Raw genomic sequence first — 25,059 nt, forward strand, 5'->3', positions numbered from 1 at the left:
CCCGCGATGCTGCCACCGGAGCTTCCGGAACTGCCCGCACTGACGCGCGCCGAGGGCGAGTTGGTGGACCGCTATCTCGAAGTCGTCGACCTGATGGGGCGGATCAACCCGGCCCGCGGCCGGGACACCTACGGCGGCCTGCGGGCCGCGCAGGCCCTCGTGACCAAGGCGACGGCGCTGCGGGACGCGTTGACGCTGATGCACCAGCGCGGTGAGCACGAGGTGCACGCGGCGACGCTCGCACGGGCACTGCGGGTGCTCGACGGGGAGCGGAGAGCGGAGCGGGTCACGGTGCCGCCGGCGTCCGTGAGTTGAAGTGAGTGTCCGTACGGCGCCATGGAGCGACCAGTTCGGCTCGCACGAATGGCCTAGCCGCTGATCTCCCTTGGGTACCAGCCGAGTTGCGCTCTGGGCGTACACAACGGGCGGAATGAAGTGTTCCGGTGCTGGTGCGGCCGTCCTCGGGGCTCGTCACCGAAGCCGCCAAACATCGCTGTCCACCCGAACAGGTCAGTCGTGAGGAGCCTCACATACCGCCGATTCGACTCGGAATCGGCACGGCCGGTGCGTGAAGATCCCTTCCGACGACAAGCCCCCGCCACAGCGGCGGGGCGGTCCGGGCGGACGCCGAGTCCTGCCGCCGCCCGGATGCCAGGTCGACATCGGTGGACCGGCAGGAGTGGAGGACCCGAGCACGGCGGGGCGCCAAGTCCCTTGGCAGGCCCCTTGGGGTGAAGCCGCAGAGCACGACGCGGCCGGGCAATTCTTCGTTGGCCCGAATCCGACAGGTCATCCTTCACAGGCGGCTGACGAAGGGTTGCGCATGACCGCGCTCAACCGAGTTCCGTCCCTGCTCTCGCGGGCGGGGACCGCGTCGGTCCTCACATTCGCCGCAGTCGGCGGCACCGTCCTCGCACCGGGCGCCGTGAGCGAGGCCGAAGCGGCCGCGCCGGCGGCCAAGGCCCTGCAGGTGGCGGCCTCCAAGAAGGGATCTCCGTACAGGTACGGCGCGACGGGACCACGTCGTTTCGACTGCTCGGGCCTCACGCTCTACTCGTTCAAGCGGGTGGGCAAGAAGCTTCCGCGCACCGCGGCCCAGCAGTACAACCGCACCCGGCACATCTCGTCGAGCCAGCGCCAGCGCGGCGACCTGGTCTTCTTCCACTCCGGCCGGAACATCTACCACGTGGGCATCTACGCCGGTAAGGGCCGCATCTGGCACGCGCCCAAGACCGGTGACGTGGTGCGGCTGCAGAAGATCTGGACGCGCAGCGTCTGGTACGGACGCGTGCGGTAACCCCGTGGCGCCCTGCCTTGCGGCCGCCGTAGGTTGACCTGTCAGCCCCGTCCCGGCCTGCGCGTGCCGGACGCGGCACGTCAACTTCGATGTGCCGGAGGCGAAGAGCGGGAAGAACCGGCTCCATCTCGACATCCAGCCGCCCGTGGGCACGCGGGATGCCGAGGTGGAGCGGCTCGCCGGGATCGGGGCGGTCGTGGCGGACGACCGGCGCCGAGCGCACCGCCACGGGCTGACGCACCGCCCCCGCCGCGCCACCTGCCGGGCTTGATGGGCGTTGGCCTGGATACTCGGACGTCTATGGGCGAAAACCACCCGCACCCTGCCGACGGCGAGACGCCGACCGACCCCACCGACCGCGCCGACCGCACGGGGAAATCGACGCAGCGCATCGAGCGCAACGAGACGTCCCTTGAGCGTGCCGACCGCAACTTCGCCGAACTTCTGCAGGAGTTGCGGGTCACGCAGACCGGCGTCCAGATCCTGTTCGCGTTTCTGCTGACCCTGGCGTTCACGCCACGGTTTCCCTCCCTCGATCTCGTGCAGCGCACCACGTATGTCTCGACCCTGCTGCTCGCCGTCGCCGCGGCCGCACTGTTCACGGCACCCGCGGCGCTGCACCGCGCGCTCTTCCAGCGCCGGGCGAAGCCGCAGATCGTGATGGCCTCGTCCCGGCTCGCGGCCGCGGGAATGGCGGTGCTGGTGCTCGCGCTCACCGGGTCCGTGCTGCTCGTGGTGGACGTGGCGGCGGGCAGGACGGCCGGAATCATCGCGGCGGCGGGCACGTTCGTGATCTGCGTCGGCCTGTGGGGCGTACTGCCCCGGCTCATCAGGATCGACAACGGCGACGACGGCTGAGCCTCCCCCGCCCGGCTACCCCGCGAACAGCGGCGCCGCGAGCAGCCCGAGGCCGAATGCCGAGAGCGCCGCTCCGCTGACGCCGTCGATGACCCGCACGGTGCGCGGCCGCCGCAGCCACCGGCCCAGGCGGTCCACGAGCAGGGCGACGCCCTGGAACCAGAGCCCGGCGATCATGACGACGAGGGCGGCCAGGAGCAGTGTGCGCGGCAGCGCGCCACCGCCAGCGGGCACGAACTGCGGCAGCACGCTCAGGAAGGTGAGGGAGGCCTTCGGGTTGAGGACGTTGGTGAGAAAGCCCTGGCGCAGGCTCACGGCCGCAGAGGCCTCGTCGGCCACAGGCGCCTCGCTGTGCGGGCCAGTGGTCCCGGCCTTCCGGTGCCGGTACGACGCCGCCGACTGCAGGGCGCGGAAGCCGAGATGGAGCACATACGCCCCGCCGATCAGCTGCAGCGCCCGGAACAGCGCGGGCACGGCCGTGAGCACCGCCGCGACCCCCGCGACGGCGAGCGCGGTGTGGACGAGCAGCCCTGCCGCGATACCGAGGGCGCAGGCACAGCCCGCGCGGCGGGAGGCGAGGGCGCTGCGGACGACGACGGTGAAGTCCGCGCCCGGCATGGCGACCAGACCGAAGGCGACGGCGACGAAGGCGATGAGCTGTGCGTCCATGACCTCAGCGTGCCGGTCCCGAGCCTTCAGCGGGTACTTGCAATCTTGAGGGTCTGCCTTAAGCATTGCTTTTATGTACGATCCCACGCGCCTGGCCGCACTCGTCGCCGTCGCGGAGGACGGCTCGATCACCCGGGCCGCCCAGCGCCTGGGGTACACGGCGCCCGCCCTGTCGCAGCAACTGGCCAAGCTGGAGCGGGAGGCGGGGGCTTCGCTGCTCGTCCGCCATCACCGGGGCGCCCGGCTCACCGCCGCCGGTGAACTCCTGGCCGCGCGGGCCCGCCGGGTGCTCGACGAACTCGACCGGGCGCGGCACGAGCTGGCGCGGCTGACCGGTCTGAGCGGGGGCCGGCTGCGTATCGGCACGTTTCCGACTGCCGGTATCCATCTGCTGCCGCCCGCACTCAGCGCGTTCCGCCGTGCGCATCCCGATGTGGAGCTCTCCGTCGCGGAGTTCGAGCCGCCGCAGGGGGTGGCGGCGGTGGCCGACGGCACGCTCGATCTGGCCCTGACGCATGTGTACCGGCCCGCGGACGGCGTGGAGGCCGTGCCCGCCGCGGTGACGGTGGAGCCGCTGCTCGTCGAGGAGCTGGTCGTGGTGACGGCGCCGGGGCATGTGCTCACCGAGGGCTCAAGTCGCCTGCCGCTGACGGAACTCGCGGGTCAGCCGCTGATCAGCATGGCGCCCGCGCATCCGCGCCGCCGTGGTGTCGAGGCGGCGCTCGCCGCGGCGGGGGCGACTCCGGCGGTGGTGGTGGAGACGCCGGGTTACGCGGTGGTGTGCGCCCTGGCCAGTGCCGGGCTGGGGGTCGCGGTGGTGCCCGAGATGGTGGCGAGGATGTCCACGACCCCCGTGAGCACCCGCCCTCTTGAGCCGGGCGAGCTGCGCCGGACCATCTCGGTCGTGCACCGGGGCGAGGACGCGAGCCCCGCGGCGGCGACTCTGCTCGCGCTGCTGCGCGGGGCGTTCGGCCGGTCGGCGACGGCCTGAGTCTCTCCCGGCCGGTCGGCGACGGCCCGGGTCCCTCCGCAGGGCTCGCGCCCTCAGCTCTGCACCGGCGCCGTCCACGGCAGGGCGATCCAGACCGTCTTGCCGCCCTCCTTCGTGGCGTTGACCGTAAGGCGGCCTCCGCACTCGGCGGTGAGCCAGCGGATGATGACCATGCCCCGGCCGTTGTCCTGCTGCACTGCTGCGGGCAGCCGCTTGGGGAAGCGCGGATGGCTGTCGGTGACCCCGATACGCAGTTGCTCGTCGCGCTCGAGCTCCACGTCGACGGTGAAGGTCGGCGACTGGCCGAAGGTGTGCTGGACGGCGTTGGTGGCGAGTTCGGACACGATGATTCTGACGCTGTCGGCGACATCCGCGTCACTGGGCAGTCCCCAGTCGCTCAGAACGCTGCTGACGTATTTTCGCGCCGCGGAGACCGAAGCGGGATCGCTCGGCAGAGTGACGGAGGCTTCCTTGTGATCTGCCATGGCGACGCTGTCCCTTTCCCACCGGGGCCGGACCGGCACGGGGCCGATAGACGCCGACCAACACCGAAATGATCGACGGACCCGGACTGGTGCTTCGCGCCAGATTGCCACTTGCGGGACGCCCACGGTGCCGATCCCCCAAGATATGCATATATCTGTCGCTCGAAGCGGTGAACTCTGCTACGGAAGACCGTATTTGGACGGCACACTGGTGCGCTTCGACATCCACTGCCGCCGCCCGGAGAGGAGAGGGGCATGCAGTACGGTCCAGCGGTGCGCCGCCGCAAGCTCGGCTCCGAGCTGCGCGCGCTGCGCGACCGCGCGGGACTCACCAGCGGTGAGGCCGCGCAGCTCGTCGGCTGGCACCAGTCGAAGGTGAGCCGGATCGAGACCGGCCGCAGTGGCGTGAAACCGGCGGACGTGGGGCTGCTGCTCGACGCCTACGAGGTACGCGACCGTCAACTGCGGGCGCTTCTGGAGGCGTTGGCGGGAGCGGACGGCGACCGGACCCAGCGCCACCAGTGGTGGCACGCGTACAAAGGCCTGCTGCCGCCCGCGTACCGGGACTTCATCAGCCTGGAGTCACAGGCCTGCCGGCTGCACACCCTGGAGACCTCTGTGGTGCCGGGTCTGCTGCAGACCCCGGACTACGCCCGCGCGGTGACCCGGGCCTCCCTCGACGGGCTGCCGCAGGAGCAGGTCGACTCGTTCGTGGAGGTGCGCCTGGCCCGCCAGGACGTACTGCACGGGGATCCGCCTCTTGAGCTGAGCGCGGTGCTCGACGAGGCGGTGCTGCGCCGCCCGGTGGGCGGCTACCGGGTGATGGCACGCCAATTGCGCCATCTCGTCGATCTCGGCGGCGGTCTGCCACAAGTGCGGTTGCAGGTGCTGCCTTATGCGGCCGGTGCCCACATCGGGCTCAGTGGGCCTTTCGTTATTTTCTCTTTTCCGAACATTGCTGACCTGGATGTGGTTGTTCTCGACCATCTGACGAGTAGCCTCTACCTGGAGCGGAAAGAAGACCTCAAGGCCTACACCGAGGCCTTCAACTCCCTTAGGGAGCACGCTCTTTCTCCCGAGGACACCCTCGAATTCATCGCCGGGATCGGTGATGGCACGTAAGGAGGCACCATGACAGCACTGCCTCGGTACGTACCAGTCAGCACTTCTCTGAACAGCGCACCCCACCAGGCCGACTGGCGGCGCAGCAGCCGCAGCACCGGCATGAACAACTGCGTCGAGACAGCACATCTGGACCAGGGTCCCCTGACCGGGCGCCTCGCCGTGCGCGACTCCAAGCGCACATCAGGTCCTGCGCTGCTGTTCCCGACCGCGTCCTGGAACTCCTTCCTCGCCGCCGTCCGAGGCATGGCGTTCTAGCGCGGGTACGCGGCCACCCCCGGTGAGCCGCCGGCCCACCCCTATGCGGTGCGGGCGCCCGCGGGCGCGGTGCGCTCGATGGTCCGTACCGCCCTTTCGATCTGATCGCCCGTCAGGGTCGCGCGTGCGGTGAGCCGCAGGCGCGAGATCCCGTCGGGCACGGAAGGAGGACGGAAACAGCCGACGACAAGTCCCGCCGCGCGGCAGTCCGCCGCCCATTGCACCGCCTCGTCGGGCGAGGGCGCGCGCACGGACACCACCGCCGCGTCGGGGCGCACCGCCTGCAGGCCCGCGGCGGTGAGCCGGCCGTGGAGCTCGGCCGCCACCGCGCGGGCCTGTGCCGCGCGTTCGGGCTCACGGCTCAGCAGCCGCAGCGCGGCGAGCGCCGCACCGGCGGCCGCGGGAGCCAGACCCGTGTCGAAGATGAAGGTGCGGGCGGTGTTCACCAGATGCTCGATGACCTTGGCGGGCCCGAGTACGGCGCCGCCCTGGCTGCCGAGGGACTTGGACAGGGTGAGCGTGGCGACCACGTCCGGGTCGCCCGCGAGCCCCGTGGCCTGCGCGGCGCCGCGCCCGCCGGCGCCGAGCACACCGAGTCCGTGCGCGTCATCCATGATCAGTCCGGCGCGGTACTCCCGGCATACGGCGGCGAGTTGGGCCAGCGGCGCGGCGTCGCCGTCCACCGAGAACACCGAGTCGGTGACGGCCACGGCGGGTCCCGTATGCGTATCGAGCGCCTTGCCGACGGCCTCCGGGTCGGCGTGCGCCACCACCGATGTGGCGCCGCGGGCGAGCCGGCAGCCGTCGATCAGCGAGGCGTGGTTGCCCGCGTCGGAGACGATCAGGGAGCCGTGCGGGGCGAGCGCGGTGACCGCGGCGAGATTGGCCGCGTAGCCGGAGGACAGCACCAGGGCCGCCTCGAAACCGCAGAACTCGGCCAGCTCACGCTCCAGTTCGGCGTGCAGCTCCGTGCTGCCGGTCACCAGGCGTGAGCCGGTCGCGCCGCCGCCCCAGTGCCGGGCCGCGGCGGCCGCACCCTCGGTGACCTCGGGGTGCCGGGACAGACCTAGGTAGTCATTGCCCGCGAGATCGAGCCGGTCGCTTTCGGCGGCGCGCGGGCGCAGCACCCGCACGAGCCCGGCCGCGCGCCGCTGTGCGGACTGCTCGTCGATCCAGCCGAAGGGTGTTGCGGCGCTGCTGTCGTTCGTCGCCTGGCGGTGCATCGGCCCATCCCTCGTGTTCGCGGGCGACGGGGCGGAGGGCCGCCCGGGTCCCCACTCCCTTTGTAGCCCCGGTCGCTTTGTAAGCAGTCAACAGACACTAGCGGGACGATCGCGGGGACAGGGTGTGGCGATACCCACATGGGCAAGTCGCTCTATTGTGAGGTTCTTACTTGGCCGGGGGCACTGCCGTAAGCAAGGATCACACTTCATGGACCTGCTGAACACGCTGGTGGACAAGGGGCTCAGGCGCGAGCTGCCGACCCGCGAAGAGGCGCTCGCCGTGCTGGCGACGTCCGACGACGAACTCCTGGACGTGGTGTCCGCGGCGGGCAAGGTGCGCCGCCACTGGTTCGGCCGACGGGTGAAACTCAACTATCTGGTGAACCTCAAGTCCGGCCTGTGCCCCGAGGACTGCTCGTACTGCTCGCAGCGGCTCGGCTCCAAGGCGGACATCCTCAAGTACACCTGGCTGAAGCCCGACGAGGCCTCCGAGGCCGCCGCCGCCGGTGTGGCGGGCGGTGCCAAGCGGGTCTGTCTGGTGGCCAGCGGACGCGGCCCGACCGACCGGGACGTGGACCGGGTCTCGAAGACCATCGAGGCGATCAAGGACCAGAACGAAGGCGTCGAGGTGTGCGCCTGTCTCGGGCTGCTCTCCGAGGGCCAGGCCGAGCGCCTGCGGACCGCGGGCGCCGACGCGTACAACCACAATCTGAACACCTCCGAGGCGACCTACGGCGAGATCACCTCCACGCACACCTACGCGGACCGCGTGGACACCGTGCACCAGGCGCAGGCCGCGGGCCTCTCCGCCTGCTCGGGGCTGATCGCGGGCATGGGCGAGAGCGACGCCGACCTGGTCGACGTGGTCTTCTCGCTGCGTGAGCTCGACCCGGACTCGGTGCCGGTGAACTTCCTGATCCCCTTCGAGGGCACCCCGCTCGCCAAGGAGTGGAACCTCACCCCGCAGCGGGCCCTGCGGATCCTCGCCATGGTCCGCTTCGTCTGTCCGGACGTGGAGGTACGTCTGGCCGGCGGGCGCGAGGTGCATCTGCGCACTCTGCAGCCGCTCGCCCTGAACCTCGCCAACTCGATCTTCCTGGGCGACTACCTGACCAGTGAGGGCCAGGCGGGCAAGGCCGATCTGGACATGATCGCGGACGCCGGGTTCGAGGTCGAGGGCACCGACAAGGTGACGCTGCCCGAGCACCGCCGTGACGCCGACGCCGCGGCGGGCTGCGGCTCGCACGGCGGCGGGGGCTGCGCGCCCTGCGGCTCGGCCGACGAGCCCGGCGGCACCGAGACCGCGCAGGAGAGCGAGGCGCGGACCGATCTGGTGGCGGTACGCCGTCGTGGCGCGGGCACGGATCTGGCCCCGAATGCCTGAGTTCCCCCTGCCCGAACTGCTCGACCTCGACCGGCGGCACGTCTGGCACCCCTACGGCCCGATGCCCGGGCGGCAGGAACCACTCGTCATCGAGTCCGCGTCCGGCGTCCGGCTGCGGCCCGCCGACGGCGGCGAGCTTGTGGACGGCATGTCGTCCTGGTGGTCGGCGATCCACGGCTACAACCACCCGGTGCTCAACGACGCGGTCCGCGGTCAGCTGGAGAAGATGAGCCATGTGATGTTCGGCGGGCTCACGCACGAGCCCGCCGTCCGGCTCGCGAAGCACCTTGTCGACATGTCTCCCGAGGGTCTCGAGCATGTCTTCCTCGCCGACTCGGGCTCCGTGTCGGTCGAGGTGGCCGTCAAGATGTGCCTGCAGTACTGGCGCTCCCTGGGGCGGCCGGAGAAGAGCCGGCTCCTCACCTGGCGCGGCGGCTACCACGGGGACACCTGGCAGCCGATGTCGGTGTGCGACCCCGAGGGCGGTATGCACGAGCTGTGGCAGGGCGTGCTGCCGCGGCAGGTGTTCGCGGACGCGCCGCCGTCCGGGTACGAGGAGTCGTACGCGGAGCATCTGCGGGAGCGGATCGGGGCGTACGCGGACGAACTGGCCGCAGTGATCGTGGAGCCGGTGGTGCAGGGCGCGGGCGGTATGCGCTTCCACGACCCCGCGTATCTGCGGGTCCTGCGCGAGGCCTGCGACGCCCACGACGTGCTGCTCGTGTTCGACGAGATCGCCACCGGCTTCGGCCGCACCGGCGCCCTCTTCGCCGCCGGCCACGCGGCCGTCACCCCCGATGTGATGTGTCTCGGCAAGGCGTTGACCGGCGGCTATATGACGATGGCCGCGACCCTGTGCACCGCGCGGGTGGCGCAGGGGATCTCGCAGGGCGAGGTGCCGGTGCTCGCGCACGGGCCGACGTTCATGGGCAATCCGCTGGCCGCCGCGGTGGCCTGCGCCTCGATCGAGCTGCTGCTCGCACAGGACTGGCAGACCGAGGTCAAACGCATCGAGACGGGTCTGCGCACCGGGCTTCAGCCCCTGGCCGCCGAGGCCGGGGTCGTGGATGTCCGGGTGCTCGGCGCGATCGGCGTCGTCCAGCTCGATCACGCGGTGGACATGGCGGCGGCCACCCGGGCCGCGGTCTCCGAGGGCGTGTGGCTGCGGCCGTTCCGCGACCTCATCTACACGATGCCGCCGTACATCACGGGTGACGAGGATCTGGCGCGGATCTGCCGTGCGGTGGCCGCGGCGGCGAAGGCGGGCTGAAATGACGTTCCTTGTGGTCAGCGGGACCGGTACCGAGGTCGGCAAGACCGTGACGACGGCCGCGGTGGCGGCCGCCGCGCTCGCGGCGGGCCGCTCGGTGGCCGTGCTCAAACCCGCGCAGACCGGGGTGGGTCCCGGCGAACGGGGCGACGCGGACGAGGTGGTCCGCCTCGCGGGCCCCGTCACCGCACTCGAACTCGCCCGCTACCCCGAGCCGTTGGCGCCCGGGACGGCGGCGCGGCGGGCCGGGCTCCCCGCGGTGCGGCCCCACGAAGTGGCCGATGCCGCAAGGAAACTCGCCGTGGAGCACGACCTGGTCCTGATCGAGGGCGCCGGCGGGCTCCTCGTACGCTTCGACGGCGAGGGCGGCACGCTCGCGGACGCCGCGCGGCTGCTTGGCGCCCCGGTGCTCGTGGTCGCGGCCGCGGGGCTCGGCACGCTCAACGCGACCACCCTCACCGGTGAGGCGCTGCGCTTGCGCGGCCTGGTCCAGAAGGGCGTGGTCGTGGGCAGCTGGCCCCAGGAGCCGGGCCTCGCCGAGCAGTGCAACCTCACGGATCTGCCGGTGGCCGCGCAGGCGCCGCTGCTCGGAGTGCTTCCGTCGGGCGCGGGCGCTCTTGCGCCCACCGAGTTCCGCACCCGGGCCTCCGGCTGGCTGGCGCCCGCGCTGGCGGGAACGTGGGAGCCGTAGGCCCCGGGTCCCGTTGGCCCCGGATCCCGTAGGCCTCAGATCCCGTAGGCCCCGGATCGCCGGCCCGCACCGTCCTGGTCACCGTCCTGGTCGCCGTCGATCGCCCTTCGGGCTCGTCCTCAATCACCGGACGGCTCGTCAGGCCCTACCGTGGACCCATGCACGTAAGGGTCGACGAGATCGTCTACGACTGCGCGGAGCCCGCTGTCCTGGCCCGGTTCTGGGCCGGCCTGCTCGGGGGCGAGCCGGTGGACCGGAGCGCGGGCTGGTCCTATGTCGACGTGCCGGGCTTCACCCGGATCGCCTTCCAGCAAGTGCCGGAGGGCAAGGCCGTCAAGAACCGGCTCCATCTGGACCTGGACGCGGGGGACGTGGACGCGGCCGCCGCCGGGGCCGAGCCGCTCGGCGCCACCAGGGTCGGGGGCATGGTGACGGACGATCACGGGTACTTCCAGGTGCTGCGTGACCCCGAAGGGAACGAGTTCTGTTTCGTCGCTCCGGGGCCGGTCGCGGCGGCGGGGCGCGGGGAACAATCGCCGTAGCCGATACCGTCCGGCGAGGAGGCCGTCATGCCGTCGCGTCCCACCCCTGGCTCCAAGGACACCGTGCACCACCCGCTCTTCGCCCGCTTCTACGCCTGGCAGAGCGTGGCCGCCGAGCCGGTCATGGGCCGCCACCGCGAGGAGCTGCTCGCCGGACTTTCGGGCCGGGTCATCGAGATCGGCGCGGGCAACGGTCTGAACTTCGCCCACTATCCGCCGGCCGTCTCCGAGGTCGTGGCCATCGAACCCGAGCGCAGGCTGCGGCAGTTGGCGGTCGCGGCCGCGCTGCGCGCCGGAGTGCCGGTCGATGTGGTGCCCGGGGCGGCCGAGGCGCTGCCGGTCAAGAGCGAGGCCTTCGACGCCGCCGTGGTCTCCCTGGTCCTGTGCAGCGTGCGGGATGTGCCGCGCGCCCTCGCCGAGCTGCGCCGGGTGCTGCGGCCCGGCGGTGAGATGCGCTTCTTCGAGCACGGGCGGGCCCCGGAGGGCCGGTTGATGCCCGCCGTGCAGCGGGGCCTGGACCGCACGGTGTGGCCGCTGCTGTTCGGCGGCTGCCATGTCGGGCGTGACACGCTCGCCGAAATCACCGCCGCGGGGCTCGAGTTGGCGTCGTACCGCCGCTTCCTGCTGCCCGACCGCGGCCCGCGCCTGCCCATGTCGTACTGCGTACTCGGCACCGCGCACCGCCCGCGCGAGGACGCGGCAGAAGGTTCCGCCGGGAGCAGCGGCTGACGCCGAAAGAACCCGCCACGCACCTCTGCTGGGCCGAGAGCGGCGGCTGACGTCAGAGGGACCAGCCGCGCAGCTCCGCCGCGATGACATGGACGTCGGCCGTGCCGTCCTTGACGAGCCGTGCCAGGTCACGCACCTGCTCGGGTGTGGTGACCACCTTCAGGCCGTTGGCGACGAGATAGGCGTATGCGACGGCCGAGGCGAAGATGGCGTTGGCGCGCTCCAGGGCCGGGATGTGCAGAAGCTGCTGCAGCAGGGCCGCGGCGCGGGTGTGCGGGTCGTCGTAGACCGGGACGCCGAAGATCTCCGCCTCGTGCCGGCTGACGGCCGCTATCAGCGATCCCCAGTCGGTGACCCGCGGGTCGGACGGTGTCTTCTGCTCGGCGACCATGAGCAGCCAGGCCAGGTCGATCCGAGTGTTCAACGGCGGGCCTCACGACGGGGGCTCCGGCGGCGGGCCGAGGTGGTCTCGGCGCCGCCGAACTCCTCGGCGAAGACCGCTTCGTACTGCTTCATGAAGTCGGCCGCGGCGTCCACGAAAGTGCGGCCCGCCTCGCCCGAGTCATGTCTGACCAGCTCCTCGATATAGCGGTTGATGCTCATCCCGAGGGCCAGGGCGCGCTCGCGGGCGGCCCGCGCGGTGCTCTCGTCCACACGTACATTGAGTTGGGTCTTCGCCACCTCTCCAAGCTAGCGGCGCCGCGCTAGCCCCGGCAAGCGAGTGCTGCCCGGCCCAGCCGGTGCCCCTTACACAAGTCGCCTCGACAACGACTTGGGAGGGATATCGTCCGCGCCGGTGAGCGCACTACTCTCGGCCCCCGTACGGGAGTTGGGACGGCCTTGACCCAGGGGAGGCGGCCTTGTCCACACCTGCTGCAGCCGGCGCCACCGAAGCCGCGGAGGCGGCCCCGATCGCCGCCCGGGCCCGCGGCCTCACCAAGGCATACGGCACCGGGGAGACGACGGTGCTCGCCCTCGACTCGGTCGATGTCGATATCGCCCGCGGCCGGTTCACGGCCGTCATGGGGCCTTCGGGTTCGGGAAAGTCCACGCTGATGCACTGCCTGGCCGGGCTCGACTCGGTCTCCGCGGGCCAGGTGTGGCTGGGCCGGACCGAGATCACCGGGCTCAAGGAACGGGAGCTGACCCGTCTTCGCCGGGACCGGGTGGGCTTTATGTTCCAGTCCTTCAACCTGCTGCCGACGCTCGACGCGGCGGAGAACATCACGCTCCCGATGGATATCGCGGGCCGTAAGCCCGACCAGGAGTGGCTCAAGCGCGTCATCGACACCCTCGGCCTGCGCGACCGCCTCAGCCACCGCCCCGCGCAGCTCTCCGGCGGCCAGCAGCAGCGCGTGGCCTGCGCGCGGGCGCTCGCCTCACGGCCCGAGCTGATCTTCGCCGACGAACCCACGGGCAACCTCGACTCGCGCTCCGGCCTCGAAGTGCTCGGCTTTCTGCGCGAGGCCGTCGACGAACTCGACCAGACCGTGGTGATGGTGACCCATGACCCGGGCGCCGCCGCCCACTCCGACCTGGTGCTCTTCCTGGGCGACGGCCGGATCGTGGACGAGATGGCGGAGCCGAGCGCGGAGGCGGTCCTGGAGCGGATGAAACGCTTCGACACGCTCCTGCCCGACGCCGCACATGGGCACATCAGTACACCGGGGCACGACGGTCAACTCCCCCACGCGCACCGCCCGAACGAACCGTTCCGGGACAGCCGGCCGCCGGACACGCGCCGCTCGGACGAGGGCTGAGGCCGTCGTGCTGAAGGCCACGCTGCGGAGTTTCCTCGCGCACAAGGGGCGCCTCGCGCTCTCGGCGCTCGCCGTGGTGCTGTCGGTCGCGTTCGTGGCGGGCAGCCTGATCTTCTCGGACACGGTGACCCGTACCTTCGACCGGCTCTTCGCCTCCACGTCCGCCGATCTCACGGTCGGCCCGAAGGAAGGTGTGCGCGAGGCGATACCGTCCGGCGCCACCCCGACCGTGCCCGCCGAACTGGCCCGCCGTATCGAGACGTTGGACGGTGTGGCGGACACCCATGTCGACGCGGCGGTGGAGAACCTCACCGTCGTCGACGACAAGAAGGAGCCCGTCGGCTCCACGACGGGCGCGCCCACCATCGCCACCAACTGGTATGTGACCGACCGCAGTCCGGTGCGCCTCACGGACGGGCACGCGCCGCGCGGGCCCGGTGAGGCGCTGCTCGACGCGGACACCGCCGACAGCAAGAGCGTCGCGATCGGCGACACCCTGACCGTGCTCGCCCGGCCCGGCTCCTTCGACGTGAAGGTGGTCGGCATCGCCACCTTCACCACCACCAACCCCGGTGCGGCACTGGTGTTCCTTGAGACCGGCACGGCCCAGCGGAAGCTGCTCGGCGGGCCGGATGTGGCCAGCGGGATCTCGGTGACCGCGGCCCCCGGTGTCGACGACCGCGCCCTGAAACGCACCGTGGCCGCCGAGCTCGGCTCCGCGTACGAGCTCAAGACGGCGGACGAGCAGGCCGAGTCGGCGGCACAGCAGCTCGGCGGGTTCCTGGACATCATCAAGTACGTGATGCTGGGCTTCGCCGGGATCGCCGTCCTCGTCGGTGTCTTCCTGATCGTCAACACCTTCTCGATGCTGATCGCCCAGCGCACCCGGGAACTCGGCCTGCTGCGCGCCCTGGGCGCCGACCGCCGCCAAGTGCGCCGCTCCGTGCTCACCGAGGCACTGCTGCTCGGCCTGGTCGGCTCCACCCTCGGCCTGGCCACGGGGATCGGCCTGGCCGCCGGACTCATCGAGCTGATGGGCCTGTTGGGCATGAACCTCAAGTCCACCGAGATGGTCATCAAGGTGGCGACGCCCGTCGCGGCCTACGCCGTGGGGGTCGGCGTCACGTTCGTCGCCGCGTATCTGCCGGCCAGGCGGGCGGCGCGGGTCTCGCCCATGGCGGCGCTCGCGGACGCCGAAGTGGCCGGTGCGGGACGGCCGTTGACGATCCGCGCGGTGGCGGGCGCGGTGGTGGCCGTGGCCGGGGCGGCCGCGCTCGCCGGGTGCGCGGCCAGCGCGGACACCTCCACGTCCGCGTCGCTGCTCGCGCTCGGCGTGGTGCTCACCCTGATCGCGACGGTCATCGCGGGCCCCCTCCTGGTACGGCCCGTGATCCGGCTCCTCGGCGGCGCGTTCCCCGCGGTGTTCGGCTCGGTGGGACGGATGAGCCAGCGCAACGCCCTGCGCAATCCACGGCGAACCGGCGCCACCGCCGCCGCGCTGATGGTGGGACTCGCCCTGGTCGGCGGGCTCTCCGTGGCCAGCGCCTCGATGACGAAGTCCTTCGACGAGCAGATCGACAAGACACTCGGCGCGGACTTCGTGGTGCAGAACAGCAACTTCCTGCCGTTCCCGGTGGAGATCACAGAGCGGGTGCAGGCCGCCGACGGCGCCGGCGTGGTCGTACGCGAGCGCTTCGTCCCCCTCGAACTGCGCCTGCCCGACGGCAAACGGGTCGAGTCCACGGCCGGTGCGTTCGAGCCGCGGCTCGACGAGGTCGCCAAGGTCGAGTACGCCGCGGGGGACACCGCCGCCGCGCTCACCAAGGACCACATCGCGATGGACCGGAAGTTCGCCGCCGACCACAAGGTGCGTCTGGGTGATGTGCTGCCCGTGGAGTTCCCCGGCGAGCGCCGCTCCCGTCTGACCGTCGCCGCGCTCACCGACCAGGGCGGCGCCAGCGGTCCCGGCACCGAGGGCGGCCTGTTCATCGGGATGGGCACGGCGGACGCGTATCTGCCCGACGCCCAGGACTCGGCGCTGTTCGTGAACGCCGCCGCGGGCACGGACACCGACGCACTGCGGGCCTCCCTGGAGAAGACGCTCGATCCGTATCCGCAGGTGCAGGTGCGCGACCAGGCCGACTACAAGGAGCTGATCCGCAGTCAGATCGCGGTGATGCTCTACCTGGTGTACGCGCTGCTCGGTCTGGCGATCGTCATCGCGATCCTCGGGGTGGTCAACACCCTTGCCCTGTCGGTCGTGGAGCGCACCCGGGAGATCGGCCTGCTGCGCGCGATCGGTCTGGGGCGGCGGCAGTTGCGCCGCATGATCCGTCTCGAATCCGTGGTGATCGCGGTGTTCGGCGCGGTACTCGGCCTCGGGCTCGGCCTGGTGTGGGGGCTCGCCGTGCAGCAGGTGCTCGCGCTCGAAGGCATGACGGCCCTCGCGATCCCGTGGGGCACCGTCGTCACGGTCGTACTCGGCTCGGTGGTCGTGGGCCTGGCGGCGGCCCTGCTTCCCGCGCTGCGGGCTTCACGGATGAATGTGCTCGCGGCCATCGCGCACGAGTAGGGAGGGGTGCGCGCACGAGCGAGGAAAGGTGCGGGCGCCCGGCGGCGCGCGCCCGGCCGGTGGGGGCGCATGGCGGTGCGCCCCCACCGGTCACTGTTCCGGTTCCCAGAGCGTCGCCGTGGTCACATAGGTGGGCAGGGCGTCGGCACTGTCGCGGTTGATCTTCCGGATCCACAGATGGGCGACCGCCTTGTCGGCGGTCTCGACGCACAGTCCCGTCCCCTCCTTGAGGACGGAGTCGTCGCGCAGCTTCTTCAGCGGAATCGGGTTGGGCAGCGCACTGTCGCGAGCCGTCTTGCGGCACTCGCTGGGGGTGGGGAACTCCTCCGTGGTGGTGTTCATGATGCTGCCGTCCGTGGCCTGCAACCCCTCGAGATTGTCCGGGACTTGGCAGGCGTGGTAGGCGAGCGCACCCATGAAGTCGGCGGCGCCCATGGTGCCGGGATGCCTGACCTTGAAGTCGCGGTCGACGTCGATGTTGTACGTGTCCGCCTTGGCGTCGCACTTCATGTTGTAACTGCCCGAGTCGGGCTTGGGGCCCGTGAGCGTGACGGTCTTGTCCTGGTGGGTGAGCCGCCAGCCCGCTTCGGTCTTGGCGCCGCCCTCGGCCGGCTGCTCACTCGGCCCCGCGCTCTGCCCGCTGTCGCCGGAGCTGTCGTCGTTCGGCCGGTCCTGGTCCCCGGCGTTGCCGCTGGGCTGGTCCGAGGACTGACCGCCGGTGCCCGCGTCGCCCTCGGCGAAGGTCTTGTAGGCGAACACGGAGCCACCGCCGACGGCCACCACGCCGATGACGGCCGCCGCCACGATGAGCGGGGTGCGGCCACGCTTGGCGGTCGCGGTGGGTGCCGTGGTGCCGCCGTGGGGCGCCGACTGGATGTGGGCCGGCTGCCCGTACTGGTCCATCGGCCCCGGCTGCCCGAGCGGGTGCGGGGGCGGCGGCACGGGGGCGCCCTTCGGTGCGGGCGGCACAGGGGCGCCGGGACCCTGCGGGGCCTCCGTCGGCATATGGGCCACCGGGGCCCCCGGCACGGAGGAGGCGGGAGAGCCGGGAGGGGTAGAGGGGACAGCGGGGGCAGAGGGAGCGGCGGGCGCAGAGGGAGCGGAGGGAGCAGATGAGGACGAGGCGAGGGCCATCGTGTGCTCCTGCTGCGCCACCGCCTGCGCGACGGACGGCGGCAGCCACCAGCCCTCGGCGCGGCCGAGTCCCGCGGCGCCGGCCACCGCGTAGCAGTGCTCGACGATCTCGGCCGGGGACGGCCGGCCCGCCGGGTCCTTGTTCAGGCAGCTCTCGATGAGGCCGCGCAGCTCCTGCGGACAGCCGCTCAGATCGGGCTCGTTGGCGACGATGCGATGCAGGATCGCCTGCGAGGGGCCCTCGCCGTAGGCATGCGCACCGCTGACCGCGTAGTGCATGACGAGGCCGAGCGCGAAGACGTCGAGGGCCGCGCTGATCTCGCCGCCGGTGGCCTGCTCGGGCGCCATGTAGGCGGGGGTGCCGAGGGCGACGTTGGTGCCGGTCAGGGCGGCGGTGTCGGCCGCGCGGGCGATACCGAAGTCGATGACGCGCGGGCCGTCGGCGGCGAGCAGCACGTTGGACGGCTTCAGGTCGCGGTGCACGATCCCGGCGGCGTGGATGGTCTGCAGGGCCTCGGCTATCCCGCCGGTCAGCTGCAGCACGGTCCGCAGCGGCAGCGGGCCGTAGCGGCTGACGGCGTCGGACAGCGGCGGCCCCGCGACGTAGGCCGTGGCCAGCCACAGGTCGGCGCCTTCGGTCCTGCTGTCGAGCACGGCGGCGGTGTAGGGGCCCTGGACCCGCCGGGCGGCCTGCACTTCCTGGGTGAACCGCTGCTGGAACAGCGGGTCCTGGGCGTACTCGCGGCGGACGACCTTGAGCGCCACGGGCTGGCCGCCGCGGGTGTGGGACAGATACACCACACCCATGCCGCCCTGGCCGAGCCGGCCCTGGAGGCGGTAACCGGCGATCTCCCTGGGCTCGTCAGGAGCCAGCTGTTCCATTGGTGTGCGCCTCCCCGTGTGTCGGACTGGACATGATACGAACCCACCCTCATCCGGGGTCACTCGCGTAACACCTCCGTACCCCTTGTCACGGGGCGGCCGTGATGTCCGGATCCCGGATCGCGGAACCCGCTCGACTCGGGCGCGGCAGCGGTGATGGGATTCCGGTGTGACCGCACTGCGCATCCGGGCCGCGACGCCCGCAGACCTCGACGCCGTCCTCGCCTTCTGGAAGGTGGCCGCCGAAGGCACGAGCATCAGCGACGACCGCGAGGGGGTGGAGCGGCTCGTCGCCCGCGACCCCGAGGCCCTGCTCATCGCCGAACGCGACGGCGAGCTCGCCGGCACCGTGATCGCCGGCTTCGACGGATGGCGGTGCCATCTGTACCGGCTCGCGGTCCACCCGGATCACCGGCGCAGGGGTGTCTCGACCGCGCTCCTGGAAGCCGCGCACGAGCGTTTCGTACGCCTCGGGGGACGCCGCGGGGACGCGATGGTCCTGGTGGAGAACGAGACCGCGCAGCATGCCTGGCGCGCGGCGGGGTACCGGCCCGAGGAGCAGTGGCGCCGCTGGGTGAAGCCGCTCACCGGATGAGCCCTTTGCCGGTCCTTTACCATGGAGGCTCCGCATCACGGCGTACGTACGCCGACGAGCTGCACGGCATACGCGCCGACGAACCACACGGCATACGCCGACGAACCTCAACGAAAGGTGTGAGCGTCCGCCCATGGGCGAGCCTCCCAGTAGCCGACATCGCGCATTCGCCCCGCCTCTGGCCGATCATGGGACCGAGGTGACCCGATGACCGAACTGCTTCTGCTGGGCCTGGCGCTGCTGCTCACCCTGGCCTGCGGTGTGTTCGTCGCGGCGGAGTTCTCGCTCACCACCGTCGAGCGCAGCAGCCTGGAGCGGGCCGCCGCCGACGGCGAGCGGGGCGCCGACAGCGCCCTGAAGGCGGTGCGCGTCCTCACCTTCCAGCTTTCCGGCGCCCAGCTCGGCATCACCGTGACCGGTCTGGTCATCGGCATGCTCGCCAAGCCGTCCATCGGCAAGCTGCTCTCCGGGCCGCTCGACGACATCGGCCTGTCCAAGGGCGCCGCCGAGAGCGTCGCCCTGATGCTCGGCACGGTCCTCTCCACCGTCGTCCTGATGGTGGTCGGCGAGCTCGTGCCGAAGAACTGGGCGATCTCCTCGCCGCTGGCCGTCGCCAAGCGAGTGGCCACGGCACAGCGCTGGTTCAGCGCCGCCTTCAAGCCGCTGATCACCCATCTGAACAACACCGCGAACCGCTCGGTGCGCCGCTTCGGCCTCGAACCCGCCGAGGAGCTCGCCTCCGCGCGCGGCCCGCAGGAACTGGCCGCACTCGCCCGGCACTCCGCCAAGGAGGGCGCCCTCGAGGCCGACACCGCGGAGCTGTTCGTACGCACCCTGAACCTCGCCGACCTGACCGCGGAGAACGTGATGACGCCGCGCGTGCAGGTGATGGCCCTCGACGTGCAGGCCACCGCCGAGGACGTGGCCTCCGCGACCCGCGCCACCGGTCTGTCCCGCTTCCCCGTCTACCGCGGCAACCTGGACTCGGTCGTGGGCGTCGCCCACATCAAGGACGTCCTGGCCGTGGCCGCCGAGCGCAGGGCCCGCCATCCGGTCGCCGAGCTGATGCGCGAGCCGCTGCTCGTGCCCGAGACGCTCACCGTGGACCGGCTCCTCGACCGTCTCTCCGGCAAGCGCACCATGGCCGTGGTCATCGACGAGTACGGCGGCACGGCGGGGGTCGCCACCCTGGAGGACATCGTCGAGGAGGTCGTCGGCGAGGTACGCGACGAGCACGACCCGCACGAGACTCCCGACCTGGCCCGCGCGGGCGAGGACGAGGACGGCCGACGGCTGTACTCGGCGGACGGCGCCGCCCGGACCGACCAGCTGGCGAAGATCGGCCTGCGCGCCCCCGACGGTCCGTACGAGACACTCGCCGGCCTGGTCGCCACCGAGCTCGGCCGGATCCCCGCCATCGGCGACACCGTCGTCGTCGACGGCTGGCTCCTGGACGTCGTGGACGCAGCCGGACGCCGGGCGGCCCGCGTGCTGCTTCACGCACCCGCCACGGCCGCGGAGGGCGCCTCCCAGGAATCCGGCCACAAGACCGGCCAGGACACCACTGACAAGGCCGCACACAGGACCGCACACAAGACCCCTCGCAAGACCGCTCACAAGGAGGAACGGCGATGATCGCGGTCCAGCTGGTCATCGGCCTGGCGACGCTGGTCGTCAACGCCTTCTTCGTGGGCGCCGAGTTCGCGCTCATCTCGGTGCGCCGCAGCCAGATCGAGCCGCACGCCGAGGCGGACGACCGGCGGGCCCGCAGCGTCATGTGGGGCCTAGAGCATGTGTCGCACCTGATGGCGGCGGCCCAGCTCGGCATCACCCTGTGCACCCTGGTGCTCGGTATCGTCGCCGAGCCCGCCTTCGCGCATCTGCTCGAGCCCCTCTTCGACGCGGTCGGCGTGCCGCACGGCCTGATCCACCCGATCTCGTTCGTCATCGCCCTGGCCGTGGCGACGTATCTGCACATGCTGCTCGGCGAGATGATCCCGAAGAACATCGCGCTCGCGGAGCCGGTGCGCAGCGCGCTGATGCTCGGCCCGCCGCTCGTCGCCCTGACCCGGGCCCTGCGCCCGGTGATCTTCACGATCAACGCCTTCGCCAACGCCCTGCTCAGGCTGCTCAAGGTGGAGCCCAAGGACGAGGTGGAGGCGACGTTCTCGGACGATCAACTCGCCCGCCTCGTCAAGGACTCCGGCGACGCGGGCCTGATCGACGACCGCGCGCAGGAGCGCCTGCACGACGCGCTCGAACTGGGCCGCCGCCCCGTCAAGGACGTGGTGCTGCCGCTGGAGAGCGTGGTGTACGCGGAGATCGGCGTCACCCCCGAGCAGCTGGAGCAGCTGTCGGCGCGCTCCGGCTTCTCCCGCTTCCCCGTGGTCGACCAGAGCCGGCGCATCGTGGGCTATCTGCACGTCAAGGACGCCCTCGACGCCACTCCGCGCGATCTGCCCTTCCAGGTACGGGAGATGCGGCCGATCGCCCGGGTGCGCGAGGCCACACCGCTCGACGACGTCCTGACCGCGATGCGCCGCAGCCGTACCCATGTGGCGGCGGTGCTCGGCCAGGACGGCAGGCTGGCGGGCCTTGTCACCATGGAGGACGTGCTGCGGGAGCTGTTCGGACAGCCTGTATAAACCGTCGGGCGCGCCTGGCCCGTCCGGCGCGTCCGGTCCGTCCGGCGTACCTGGCCCGTCCGGCGCGTCCGGTCCGTCCGGCGTACCTGGCCCGTCCGGCGCGCCTGGCCCATCCGGTGCGGCGTACCGGAACGTGAGGGGAGCACGATGAGTCAACTGGTGCTGCGCGACGTGTCGTTCGGCTATCCCGACCGGCCGGTGCTCCAGCGGGTCTCGCTCTCCGTACCCCCGGGTGAGAACGTCGGCGTCATCGGCGAGAACGGCTCCGGCAAGTCCACGCTCCTGCGCCTGATCGCCGGCCGTGCCGTACCCGCCGGCGGTGCGGTGGCGGTGCCCGCAGAGGGCGAGGTGGCCGTGGCCGCGGACGGCGGCACGGGCTATCTGCCGCAGACCCTGGCCCTGCCGCCGCACGCCACCGTGCAGGACGCCGTCGACGACGCGCTCGCCGAACTGCGCGACCTGGAACGGCGGATCCGCGCCGCCGAGGAGTCGCTCGGTTCCGCCTCACCCTCCGAACTCACCGCGTACGGCGACCTGGTGGCCGCCTTCGAGGCCCGCGACGGCTACCGCGCCGACGCCCGCCTGGAGGCGGCCCTGCACGGGCTCGGCGTCCCGCACCTGGGGCGCGAGCGCACCCTCGGCTCACTCTCCGGCGGCGAGGCGGCGCGCCTGTCCCTGGCCTGCGTACTCGCCGCCGCTCCCGAACTGCTGCTCCTGGACGAGCCGACCAACCACCTGGACGCCGCGGCCCTCGACTGGCTGGAGCAGCGGCTGCGGGCCCATCGCGGCACCGTCGTCGCCGTCACCCACGACCGGGTCTTCCTCGACCGGATCGCCGACGCCATCGTGGAGGTCGACGGCGACCGGCACACCGTGGCCCGCTACGGCGGCGGCTGGCACGGCTATCTCGCGCAGCGCACCGCCGCCCGGCTCCGCTGGGAGCAGCGCTACCGGGAATGGAGCGACGAGGTGCGGCGCCAGGAGGGGATCGCCGAGGCCGGCTCCGACCGGCTCTCCGCCGGCTGGCGGATGAGCACCAACCCCCGCTTCGCCGGCCATCAGCGCTCGGTCGAGGGCCAGATCTCCGGGACCGTCCGCAACGCCCGTGAACGCCTGCGCAGACTGCGCGCCGAGCCGGTGCCGAGGCCGCCCGACCCGCTGCGCTTCACCGCCGAGGTCGGCGGCGGCGACCATCCCTTCCTGCGGCCCGTCTCCCTGACTCAGATCGCGATCGGCAGCCGGCTCGACGTTCCGCGGCTCGAACTGGAGCCGGGGGCAAGGCTGTTGGTGACCGGCCGCAACGGCGCGGGCAAGTCCACGCTCCTCGGGGTACTCGCCGGTGAGCTCGCCCCGGACCGCGGCGAGGCCCAACTGCCGGCCCGTATCGGCCACTTGGCGCAGGAGGTGCGCTACGACGAGGCGGCCTCTGAGCTCTCGTTGCTCGACGCCTTCGCGGCCGGGCCCGGCGAGCCGCCCGACGATCCCGCGCAGACGCTGCTCGCCCTCGGCCTGTTCCGCGAGGAGGATCTGGCGGTGCCGGTGAAGGGGCTCTCGGTGGGCCAGCGGCGCCGTCTCGCCCTGGCCCGCCTGGTCACACGCCCCGCGGACCTGCTGCTCCTCGACGAGCCGACGAACCACCTCTCCCCCGCGCTCGTCGAGGAACTGGAGCAGGCACTCGCGGCGTACGCGGGAACGCTGGTCGTCGTCTCCCACGACCGCAGACTGCGCGAGCGCTTCACCGGGGAGCGGCTGCATCTGGTCGCGGGGCGACCGCAGGGGTAGTGCCGCCGGGTTCGGACCGGCCCTGGGCTGGGCTGGGCTGGGCTGGGCTGGCCACTGAGCGGAGCCCCCATCGCGGCGGAGCCGCACATCAACTCGGCCCCGCGCCCCTCTGCGGCACGCCGAAGGTCTCCTCGTCGATGGCGGGCATGGCCGCGCCTCCGGGGTTCCAGGTGTCCAGGAAGCCCGGCTGCAGGGCCAGGTCGAGGAGTTCGACGCGGGCGCCGATCGAGTCCATACGGTGATACGCGAAGGCCCGGCCGTACGGGCAGGCGCTGAACTCCTCGGGCATGCCGTGCCGTTCGAGGCGTGCGGCACCGGCTTCCAGGGAGGTCGTCCAGAAGCCCAGGTGGTCGAAGCGCGGCCCATCCGTCGCGTCCCATGGGCTGCCCGGCGGGCCCTCGATCAGCTCGATGAAGGGGGCGCCGCCGGTGGTGAACGTGAGCCGGTACTCCCAGTCGCCCAGGACATTGCTGCGCGGCGTCCGCCACTCGACGCCCGCGGCGGCGCTGAAGTCCCTCATGGCCGGTTCGAGTTCGGGCACGACGAAGCACACGTGATAGAAGGCGGTCATCGGTGCAGCATGCCACCGCCATCCCACGGCGCCTCGCCCCGGGGGTGTCTCGGGCAGGTCCCGCGGGGTGTCCCAGGCGGGCTCCCCGGGAGCGTCACGGGCAGCCCCCCGGGAGCGTCACGGGCAGGCCCCCGGGAGCGTCACGGGCAGATCAGCGTCCTACGCCCCGGCAGCGGTCCCGGGACATCCCCCACGCCCCCCGGTCACGCCAGGTCACGCCAGGTCACGCCGGGTCACGCCGGGTCACGCCCACCAGCGCATCCCCCTACGTCACGTCCCCGCGGCCTCGGCCCCCTTCTCCGGCGCGGGCCTGCGGGTGCCGAGGCCGATCGCCGTGAGCACCGCGAGCACCGTCGCCATCCCGGCGGTCGAGAGGGCGGCGGCCCAGTCGACGTCGAGCAGGTTGGTCGCCCCCGCGGTGAGCACGGCGACCAGTGCCTGTGCGAAGGTCCGCACCGCGCGCTCGGCGGTGTCCTTCCAGAATGCGGCGTTCCACATGGCCAGTCCCCTCTCCCGGACACCCGCGGCACATCCGTACATGTGCAGGCTTGCTCCCGGCATACCGCGCCACCGGCGACTTGCCCAGGGACCGGGGGAAACGTGCGGGGCGCGGGCCGATGCGACACCTCCCCCGGCGGCGGCCGCGCGGTGCGGTTAGCATCTCTGACGCCATGCAGATGAATGCCACGTACACCAGTCTTGTCGCGGTCGGCGACTCCTTCACCGAGGGCATGTCGGACCGGCTGCCCGACGGCTCCTACCGCGGCTGGGCCGATCTCCTCGCGGCCCGGATGGCCGGGGTGCAGCCGGGCTTCCGGTACGCCAATCTCGCGGTGCGCGGCAAGCTCATCGGCCAGATCGTCGAGGAGCAGGTGGCGCCCGCCGCGGCGCTCCGCGCCGATGTGGTGACCCTGGTCGGCGGGCTCAACGACACACTGCGCCCCAAGTGCGACATGGGCCGCGTGCGGGCGCTGCTCACGGAGGCGGTGGAGCGGCTCGCCCCGTCCTGCAAGCAGCTGGTCCTGATGCGCAGCCCGGGGCGCCGAGGCCCGGTGCTCGAACGGTTCCGGCCGCGCATGGAGGAGCTCTTCGGGCACGTCGACGAACTGGCGGCGCGGCACGGCGCCGTCGTCGTCGACCTGTACGGCGCCGAGGTGCTCGGCGATCAGCGGATGTGGGACGTGGACCGGCTGCATCTGACGGCCGACGGCCACCGCCGGGTCGCGGAGGCGGTGTGGCAGAGCCTCGGCTACGAGCCCGAGGACGACTGGCGGACCGTGCTGCCGCCCGCGGTACGGCCCGGCTTCGCGGCCCGGCGTATCGCCGACGCACGCTTCGCACGGGAGCACCTCGTGCCGTGGATCGGGCGCCGGCTCACCGGCCGCTCCTCCGGCGACGGGCGCAGCGGTGCGCAGTTCAGCACGGCGGACGGCCGGGCCTTCTGGATCACGCCGGCGGAGGGCGCAGGGGCCGGGCCGGTCACCGGGTGGCGCAGGCTGGACGAGGAGCCCGCGCCGCAGCCCGCACAGCGCCCCGACCAGGACGCTCTGTCGTAGCTTCCGACGAACCGGACAGGGGCGCTGGCCTGCAGAAAGCACC

General features: G+C 72.1%; 27 protein-coding genes and 1 riboswitch. Of the genes, 19 read left to right on the forward strand and 8 right to left on the reverse strand.

Going from position 1 to position 25,059, the window contains the following annotated elements; translation table 11 throughout:
* Positions 1 to 6 precede the first annotated feature (6 nt).
* From ACFQVC_RS27650 to ACFQVC_RS27665, 4 genes are all read left to right on the forward strand, one after another.
* Positions 7 to 315: a hypothetical protein gene (locus tag ACFQVC_RS27650; protein WP_381835555.1), complete on the forward strand. Its 309-nt coding sequence runs from the start codon at positions 7 to 9 to the stop codon at positions 313 to 315.
* 338 nt (positions 316 to 653) lie between these two features.
* A riboswitch (cyclic di-AMP (ydaO/yuaA leader) is annotated at positions 654 to 820 on the forward strand.
* Positions 821 to 823: 3 nt separating this feature from the next.
* Positions 824 to 1,297: a C40 family peptidase gene (locus ACFQVC_RS27655; protein WP_381835557.1), complete on the forward strand. Its 474-nt coding sequence runs from the start codon at positions 824 to 826 to the stop codon at positions 1,295 to 1,297.
* Between the two features lie 91 nt (positions 1,298 to 1,388).
* Positions 1,389 to 1,568 carry a VOC family protein gene (locus ACFQVC_RS27660; RefSeq protein WP_381835559.1) on the forward strand — a complete coding sequence of 60 codons (180 nt, stop codon included), beginning with the start codon at positions 1,389 to 1,391 and terminating at the stop codon, positions 1,566 to 1,568.
* A gap of 29 nt (positions 1,569 to 1,597) precedes the next feature.
* Positions 1,598 to 2,155 carry a DUF6328 family protein gene (locus ACFQVC_RS27665; RefSeq protein ID WP_381835561.1) on the forward strand — a complete coding sequence of 186 codons (558 nt, stop codon included), beginning with the start codon at positions 1,598 to 1,600 and terminating at the stop codon, positions 2,153 to 2,155.
* A 15-nt stretch (positions 2,156 to 2,170) separates the two neighbouring features.
* Here the strand turns inward: ACFQVC_RS27665 and ACFQVC_RS27670 are convergent, their stop codons facing one another.
* Complete coding sequence (locus tag ACFQVC_RS27670) at positions 2,171 to 2,824, reverse strand: LysE family translocator (protein WP_381835563.1); 654 nt, start codon at positions 2,822 to 2,824, stop codon at positions 2,171 to 2,173.
* 73 nt (positions 2,825 to 2,897) lie between these two features.
* Between ACFQVC_RS27670 and ACFQVC_RS27675 the strand changes: the two genes are divergently transcribed.
* Entirely contained in the window at positions 2,898 to 3,815 is a 918-nt protein-coding gene (locus tag ACFQVC_RS27675; protein ID WP_381835565.1) for a LysR family transcriptional regulator, read from the forward strand.
* A gap of 53 nt (positions 3,816 to 3,868) precedes the next feature.
* Here the strand turns inward: ACFQVC_RS27675 and ACFQVC_RS27680 are convergent, their stop codons facing one another.
* Complete coding sequence (locus ACFQVC_RS27680) at positions 3,869 to 4,300, reverse strand: ATP-binding protein (protein ID WP_381835567.1); 432 nt, start codon at positions 4,298 to 4,300, stop codon at positions 3,869 to 3,871.
* 255 nt (positions 4,301 to 4,555) lie between these two features.
* Between ACFQVC_RS27680 and ACFQVC_RS27685 the strand changes: the two genes are divergently transcribed.
* Both ACFQVC_RS27685 and ACFQVC_RS27690 read left to right on the forward strand, forming a co-directional pair.
* Positions 4,556 to 5,422, forward strand: a complete 867-nt coding sequence (locus ACFQVC_RS27685; RefSeq protein ID WP_381835569.1) for a helix-turn-helix domain-containing protein — start codon at positions 4,556 to 4,558, stop codon at positions 5,420 to 5,422.
* Positions 5,423 to 5,431: 9 nt separating this feature from the next.
* Positions 5,432 to 5,680: a DUF397 domain-containing protein gene (locus ACFQVC_RS27690; RefSeq protein ID WP_381835571.1), complete on the forward strand. Its 249-nt coding sequence runs from the start codon at positions 5,432 to 5,434 to the stop codon at positions 5,678 to 5,680.
* 41 nt (positions 5,681 to 5,721) lie between these two features.
* On the opposite strand, the gene ACFQVC_RS27695 is transcribed toward ACFQVC_RS27690, so the two are convergent.
* Complete coding sequence (locus ACFQVC_RS27695) at positions 5,722 to 6,903, reverse strand: 8-amino-7-oxononanoate synthase (RefSeq protein WP_381835573.1); 1,182 nt, start codon at positions 6,901 to 6,903, stop codon at positions 5,722 to 5,724.
* Positions 6,904 to 7,111: 208 nt separating this feature from the next.
* Between ACFQVC_RS27695 and bioB the strand changes: the two genes are divergently transcribed.
* The 5 genes from bioB to ACFQVC_RS27720 all read left to right on the forward strand — a co-directional run bounded on the left by bioB (position 7,112) and on the right by ACFQVC_RS27720 (position 11,519).
* The gene (gene bioB / locus ACFQVC_RS27700) at positions 7,112 to 8,287 is read left to right on the forward strand and encodes a biotin synthase BioB (RefSeq protein WP_381835575.1); all 1,176 of its coding nucleotides are present in this window, start codon (positions 7,112 to 7,114) and stop codon (positions 8,285 to 8,287) included.
* Positions 8,280 to 9,557, forward strand: coding sequence for an adenosylmethionine--8-amino-7-oxononanoate transaminase (locus ACFQVC_RS27705; RefSeq protein ID WP_381835577.1), 1,278 nt, complete (start codon positions 8,280 to 8,282; stop codon positions 9,555 to 9,557). Before bioB ends, ACFQVC_RS27705 begins: the two co-directional genes overlap by 8 nt.
* A gap of 1 nt (position 9,558) precedes the next feature.
* Positions 9,559 to 10,248 carry a dethiobiotin synthase gene (gene bioD / locus ACFQVC_RS27710; RefSeq protein WP_381835579.1) on the forward strand — a complete coding sequence of 230 codons (690 nt, stop codon included), beginning with the start codon at positions 9,559 to 9,561 and terminating at the stop codon, positions 10,246 to 10,248.
* Positions 10,249 to 10,406: 158 nt separating this feature from the next.
* The gene (locus ACFQVC_RS27715; RefSeq protein ID WP_381835580.1) at positions 10,407 to 10,790 is read left to right on the forward strand and encodes a VOC family protein; all 384 of its coding nucleotides are present in this window, start codon (positions 10,407 to 10,409) and stop codon (positions 10,788 to 10,790) included.
* A 27-nt stretch (positions 10,791 to 10,817) separates the two neighbouring features.
* Positions 10,818 to 11,519: a class I SAM-dependent methyltransferase gene (locus ACFQVC_RS27720; RefSeq protein WP_381835582.1), complete on the forward strand. Its 702-nt coding sequence runs from the start codon at positions 10,818 to 10,820 to the stop codon at positions 11,517 to 11,519.
* A 52-nt stretch (positions 11,520 to 11,571) separates the two neighbouring features.
* Here ACFQVC_RS27720 and ACFQVC_RS27725 read toward each other — a convergent pair whose 3' ends face one another.
* Complete coding sequence (locus ACFQVC_RS27725) at positions 11,572 to 11,943, reverse strand: fic family toxin-antitoxin system, toxin component (protein WP_381835584.1); 372 nt, start codon at positions 11,941 to 11,943, stop codon at positions 11,572 to 11,574.
* Positions 11,940 to 12,200, reverse strand: coding sequence for a toxin-antitoxin system HicB family antitoxin (locus tag ACFQVC_RS27730; protein ID WP_381835586.1), 261 nt, complete (start codon positions 12,198 to 12,200; stop codon positions 11,940 to 11,942). The genes ACFQVC_RS27725 and ACFQVC_RS27730 overlap by 4 nt, the downstream gene beginning before the upstream one ends.
* Positions 12,201 to 12,379: 179 nt before the next feature.
* On the opposite strand from ACFQVC_RS27730, the gene ACFQVC_RS27735 reads away from it, so the two are divergent.
* On the forward strand, positions 12,380 to 13,279 hold the full coding sequence (locus tag ACFQVC_RS27735) for an ABC transporter ATP-binding protein (protein WP_381835588.1): 900 nt from the start codon (positions 12,380 to 12,382) through the stop codon (positions 13,277 to 13,279).
* 7 nt (positions 13,280 to 13,286) lie between these two features.
* Positions 13,287 to 15,851, forward strand: a complete 2,565-nt coding sequence (locus ACFQVC_RS27740) for an ABC transporter permease (RefSeq protein ID WP_381835590.1) — start codon at positions 13,287 to 13,289, stop codon at positions 15,849 to 15,851.
* Positions 15,852 to 15,941: 90 nt separating this feature from the next.
* On the opposite strand, the gene ACFQVC_RS27745 is transcribed toward ACFQVC_RS27740, so the two are convergent.
* Positions 15,942 to 17,867, reverse strand: a complete 1,926-nt coding sequence (locus ACFQVC_RS27745; protein WP_381835592.1) for a serine/threonine-protein kinase — start codon at positions 17,865 to 17,867, stop codon at positions 15,942 to 15,944.
* Positions 17,868 to 18,036: 169 nt separating this feature from the next.
* Between ACFQVC_RS27745 and ACFQVC_RS27750 the strand changes: the two genes are divergently transcribed.
* The 4 genes from ACFQVC_RS27750 to abc-f all read left to right on the forward strand — a co-directional run bounded on the left by ACFQVC_RS27750 (position 18,037) and on the right by abc-f (position 22,889).
* Positions 18,037 to 18,462 (forward strand): GNAT family N-acetyltransferase, encoded by a 426-nt coding sequence (locus ACFQVC_RS27750; RefSeq protein ID WP_381835594.1) that lies wholly within the window; start codon positions 18,037 to 18,039, stop codon positions 18,460 to 18,462.
* Positions 18,463 to 18,669: 207 nt separating this feature from the next.
* Entirely contained in the window at positions 18,670 to 20,097 is a 1,428-nt protein-coding gene (locus ACFQVC_RS27755) for a hemolysin family protein (protein ID WP_381835596.1), read from the forward strand.
* Positions 20,094 to 21,107: a hemolysin family protein gene (locus tag ACFQVC_RS27760; protein ID WP_381835598.1), complete on the forward strand. Its 1,014-nt coding sequence runs from the start codon at positions 20,094 to 20,096 to the stop codon at positions 21,105 to 21,107. The genes ACFQVC_RS27755 and ACFQVC_RS27760 overlap by 4 nt, the downstream gene beginning before the upstream one ends.
* Before the next feature lie 147 nt (positions 21,108 to 21,254).
* On the forward strand, positions 21,255 to 22,889 hold the full coding sequence (gene abc-f / locus ACFQVC_RS27765) for a ribosomal protection-like ABC-F family protein (protein WP_381835600.1): 1,635 nt from the start codon (positions 21,255 to 21,257) through the stop codon (positions 22,887 to 22,889).
* Between the two features lie 88 nt (positions 22,890 to 22,977).
* Here the strand turns inward: abc-f and ACFQVC_RS27770 are convergent, their stop codons facing one another.
* Both ACFQVC_RS27770 and ACFQVC_RS27775 read right to left on the reverse strand, forming a co-directional pair.
* Positions 22,978 to 23,460, reverse strand: a complete 483-nt coding sequence (locus tag ACFQVC_RS27770; RefSeq protein ID WP_381835602.1) for a VOC family protein — start codon at positions 23,458 to 23,460, stop codon at positions 22,978 to 22,980.
* A gap of 270 nt (positions 23,461 to 23,730) precedes the next feature.
* The gene (locus tag ACFQVC_RS27775) at positions 23,731 to 23,958 is read right to left on the reverse strand and encodes a holin (protein ID WP_381835604.1); all 228 of its coding nucleotides are present in this window, start codon (positions 23,956 to 23,958) and stop codon (positions 23,731 to 23,733) included.
* 173 nt (positions 23,959 to 24,131) lie between these two features.
* Between ACFQVC_RS27775 and ACFQVC_RS27780 the strand changes: the two genes are divergently transcribed.
* Entirely contained in the window at positions 24,132 to 25,016 is an 885-nt protein-coding gene (locus ACFQVC_RS27780) for an SGNH/GDSL hydrolase family protein (protein WP_381835606.1), read from the forward strand.
* The last annotated feature ends 43 nt before the right edge of the window (positions 25,017 to 25,059 follow it).

The sequence above is a fragment of the Streptomyces monticola genome (assembly GCF_042665355.1).
In the GTDB taxonomy this organism is placed as follows: Bacteria; Actinomycetota; Actinomycetes; order Streptomycetales; family Streptomycetaceae; genus Streptomyces; species Streptomyces monticola.

What these genes read in the sequence shown, in the direction of transcription:
- ACFQVC_RS27685 (WP_381835569.1), top strand. Translation starts at nt 4,556, where the DNA reads ATGCAGTACGGTCCAGCGGTGCGCCGCCGCAAGCTCGGCTCCGAGCTG.
- ACFQVC_RS27650 (WP_381835555.1), top strand. Translation starts at nt 7, where the DNA reads ATGCTGCCACCGGAGCTTCCGGAACTGCCCGCACTGACGCGCGCCGAG.
- ACFQVC_RS27780 (WP_381835606.1), top strand. Translation starts at nt 24,132, where the DNA reads ATGCAGATGAATGCCACGTACACCAGTCTTGTCGCGGTCGGCGACTCC.
- ACFQVC_RS27670 (WP_381835563.1), bottom strand. Translation starts at nt 2,824, where the DNA reads ATGGACGCACAGCTCATCGCCTTCGTCGCCGTCGCCTTCGGTCTGGTC.
- ACFQVC_RS27695 (WP_381835573.1), bottom strand. Translation starts at nt 6,903, where the DNA reads ATGCACCGCCAGGCGACGAACGACAGCAGCGCCGCAACACCCTTCGGC.
- bioB (WP_381835575.1), top strand. Translation starts at nt 7,112, where the DNA reads ATGGACCTGCTGAACACGCTGGTGGACAAGGGGCTCAGGCGCGAGCTG.
- ACFQVC_RS27705 (WP_381835577.1), top strand. Translation starts at nt 8,280, where the DNA reads ATGCCTGAGTTCCCCCTGCCCGAACTGCTCGACCTCGACCGGCGGCAC.
- ACFQVC_RS27755 (WP_381835596.1), top strand. Translation starts at nt 18,670, where the DNA reads ATGACCGAACTGCTTCTGCTGGGCCTGGCGCTGCTGCTCACCCTGGCC.
- ACFQVC_RS27690 (WP_381835571.1), top strand. Translation starts at nt 5,432, where the DNA reads ATGACAGCACTGCCTCGGTACGTACCAGTCAGCACTTCTCTGAACAGC.
- ACFQVC_RS27665 (WP_381835561.1), top strand. Translation starts at nt 1,598, where the DNA reads ATGGGCGAAAACCACCCGCACCCTGCCGACGGCGAGACGCCGACCGAC.
- bioD (WP_381835579.1), top strand. Translation starts at nt 9,559, where the DNA reads ATGACGTTCCTTGTGGTCAGCGGGACCGGTACCGAGGTCGGCAAGACC.
- ACFQVC_RS27655 (WP_381835557.1), top strand. Translation starts at nt 824, where the DNA reads ATGACCGCGCTCAACCGAGTTCCGTCCCTGCTCTCGCGGGCGGGGACC.
- ACFQVC_RS27715 (WP_381835580.1), top strand. Translation starts at nt 10,407, where the DNA reads ATGCACGTAAGGGTCGACGAGATCGTCTACGACTGCGCGGAGCCCGCT.
- ACFQVC_RS27720 (WP_381835582.1), top strand. Translation starts at nt 10,818, where the DNA reads ATGCCGTCGCGTCCCACCCCTGGCTCCAAGGACACCGTGCACCACCCG.
- ACFQVC_RS27745 (WP_381835592.1), bottom strand. Translation starts at nt 17,867, where the DNA reads ATGGAACAGCTGGCTCCTGACGAGCCCAGGGAGATCGCCGGTTACCGC.
- ACFQVC_RS27775 (WP_381835604.1), bottom strand. Translation starts at nt 23,958, where the DNA reads ATGTGGAACGCCGCATTCTGGAAGGACACCGCCGAGCGCGCGGTGCGG.
- ACFQVC_RS27760 (WP_381835598.1), top strand. Translation starts at nt 20,094, where the DNA reads ATGATCGCGGTCCAGCTGGTCATCGGCCTGGCGACGCTGGTCGTCAAC.
- abc-f (WP_381835600.1), top strand. Translation starts at nt 21,255, where the DNA reads ATGAGTCAACTGGTGCTGCGCGACGTGTCGTTCGGCTATCCCGACCGG.
- ACFQVC_RS27680 (WP_381835567.1), bottom strand. Translation starts at nt 4,300, where the DNA reads ATGGCAGATCACAAGGAAGCCTCCGTCACTCTGCCGAGCGATCCCGCT.
- ACFQVC_RS27770 (WP_381835602.1), bottom strand. Translation starts at nt 23,460, where the DNA reads ATGACCGCCTTCTATCACGTGTGCTTCGTCGTGCCCGAACTCGAACCG.
- ACFQVC_RS27675 (WP_381835565.1), top strand. Translation starts at nt 2,898, where the DNA reads ATGTACGATCCCACGCGCCTGGCCGCACTCGTCGCCGTCGCGGAGGAC.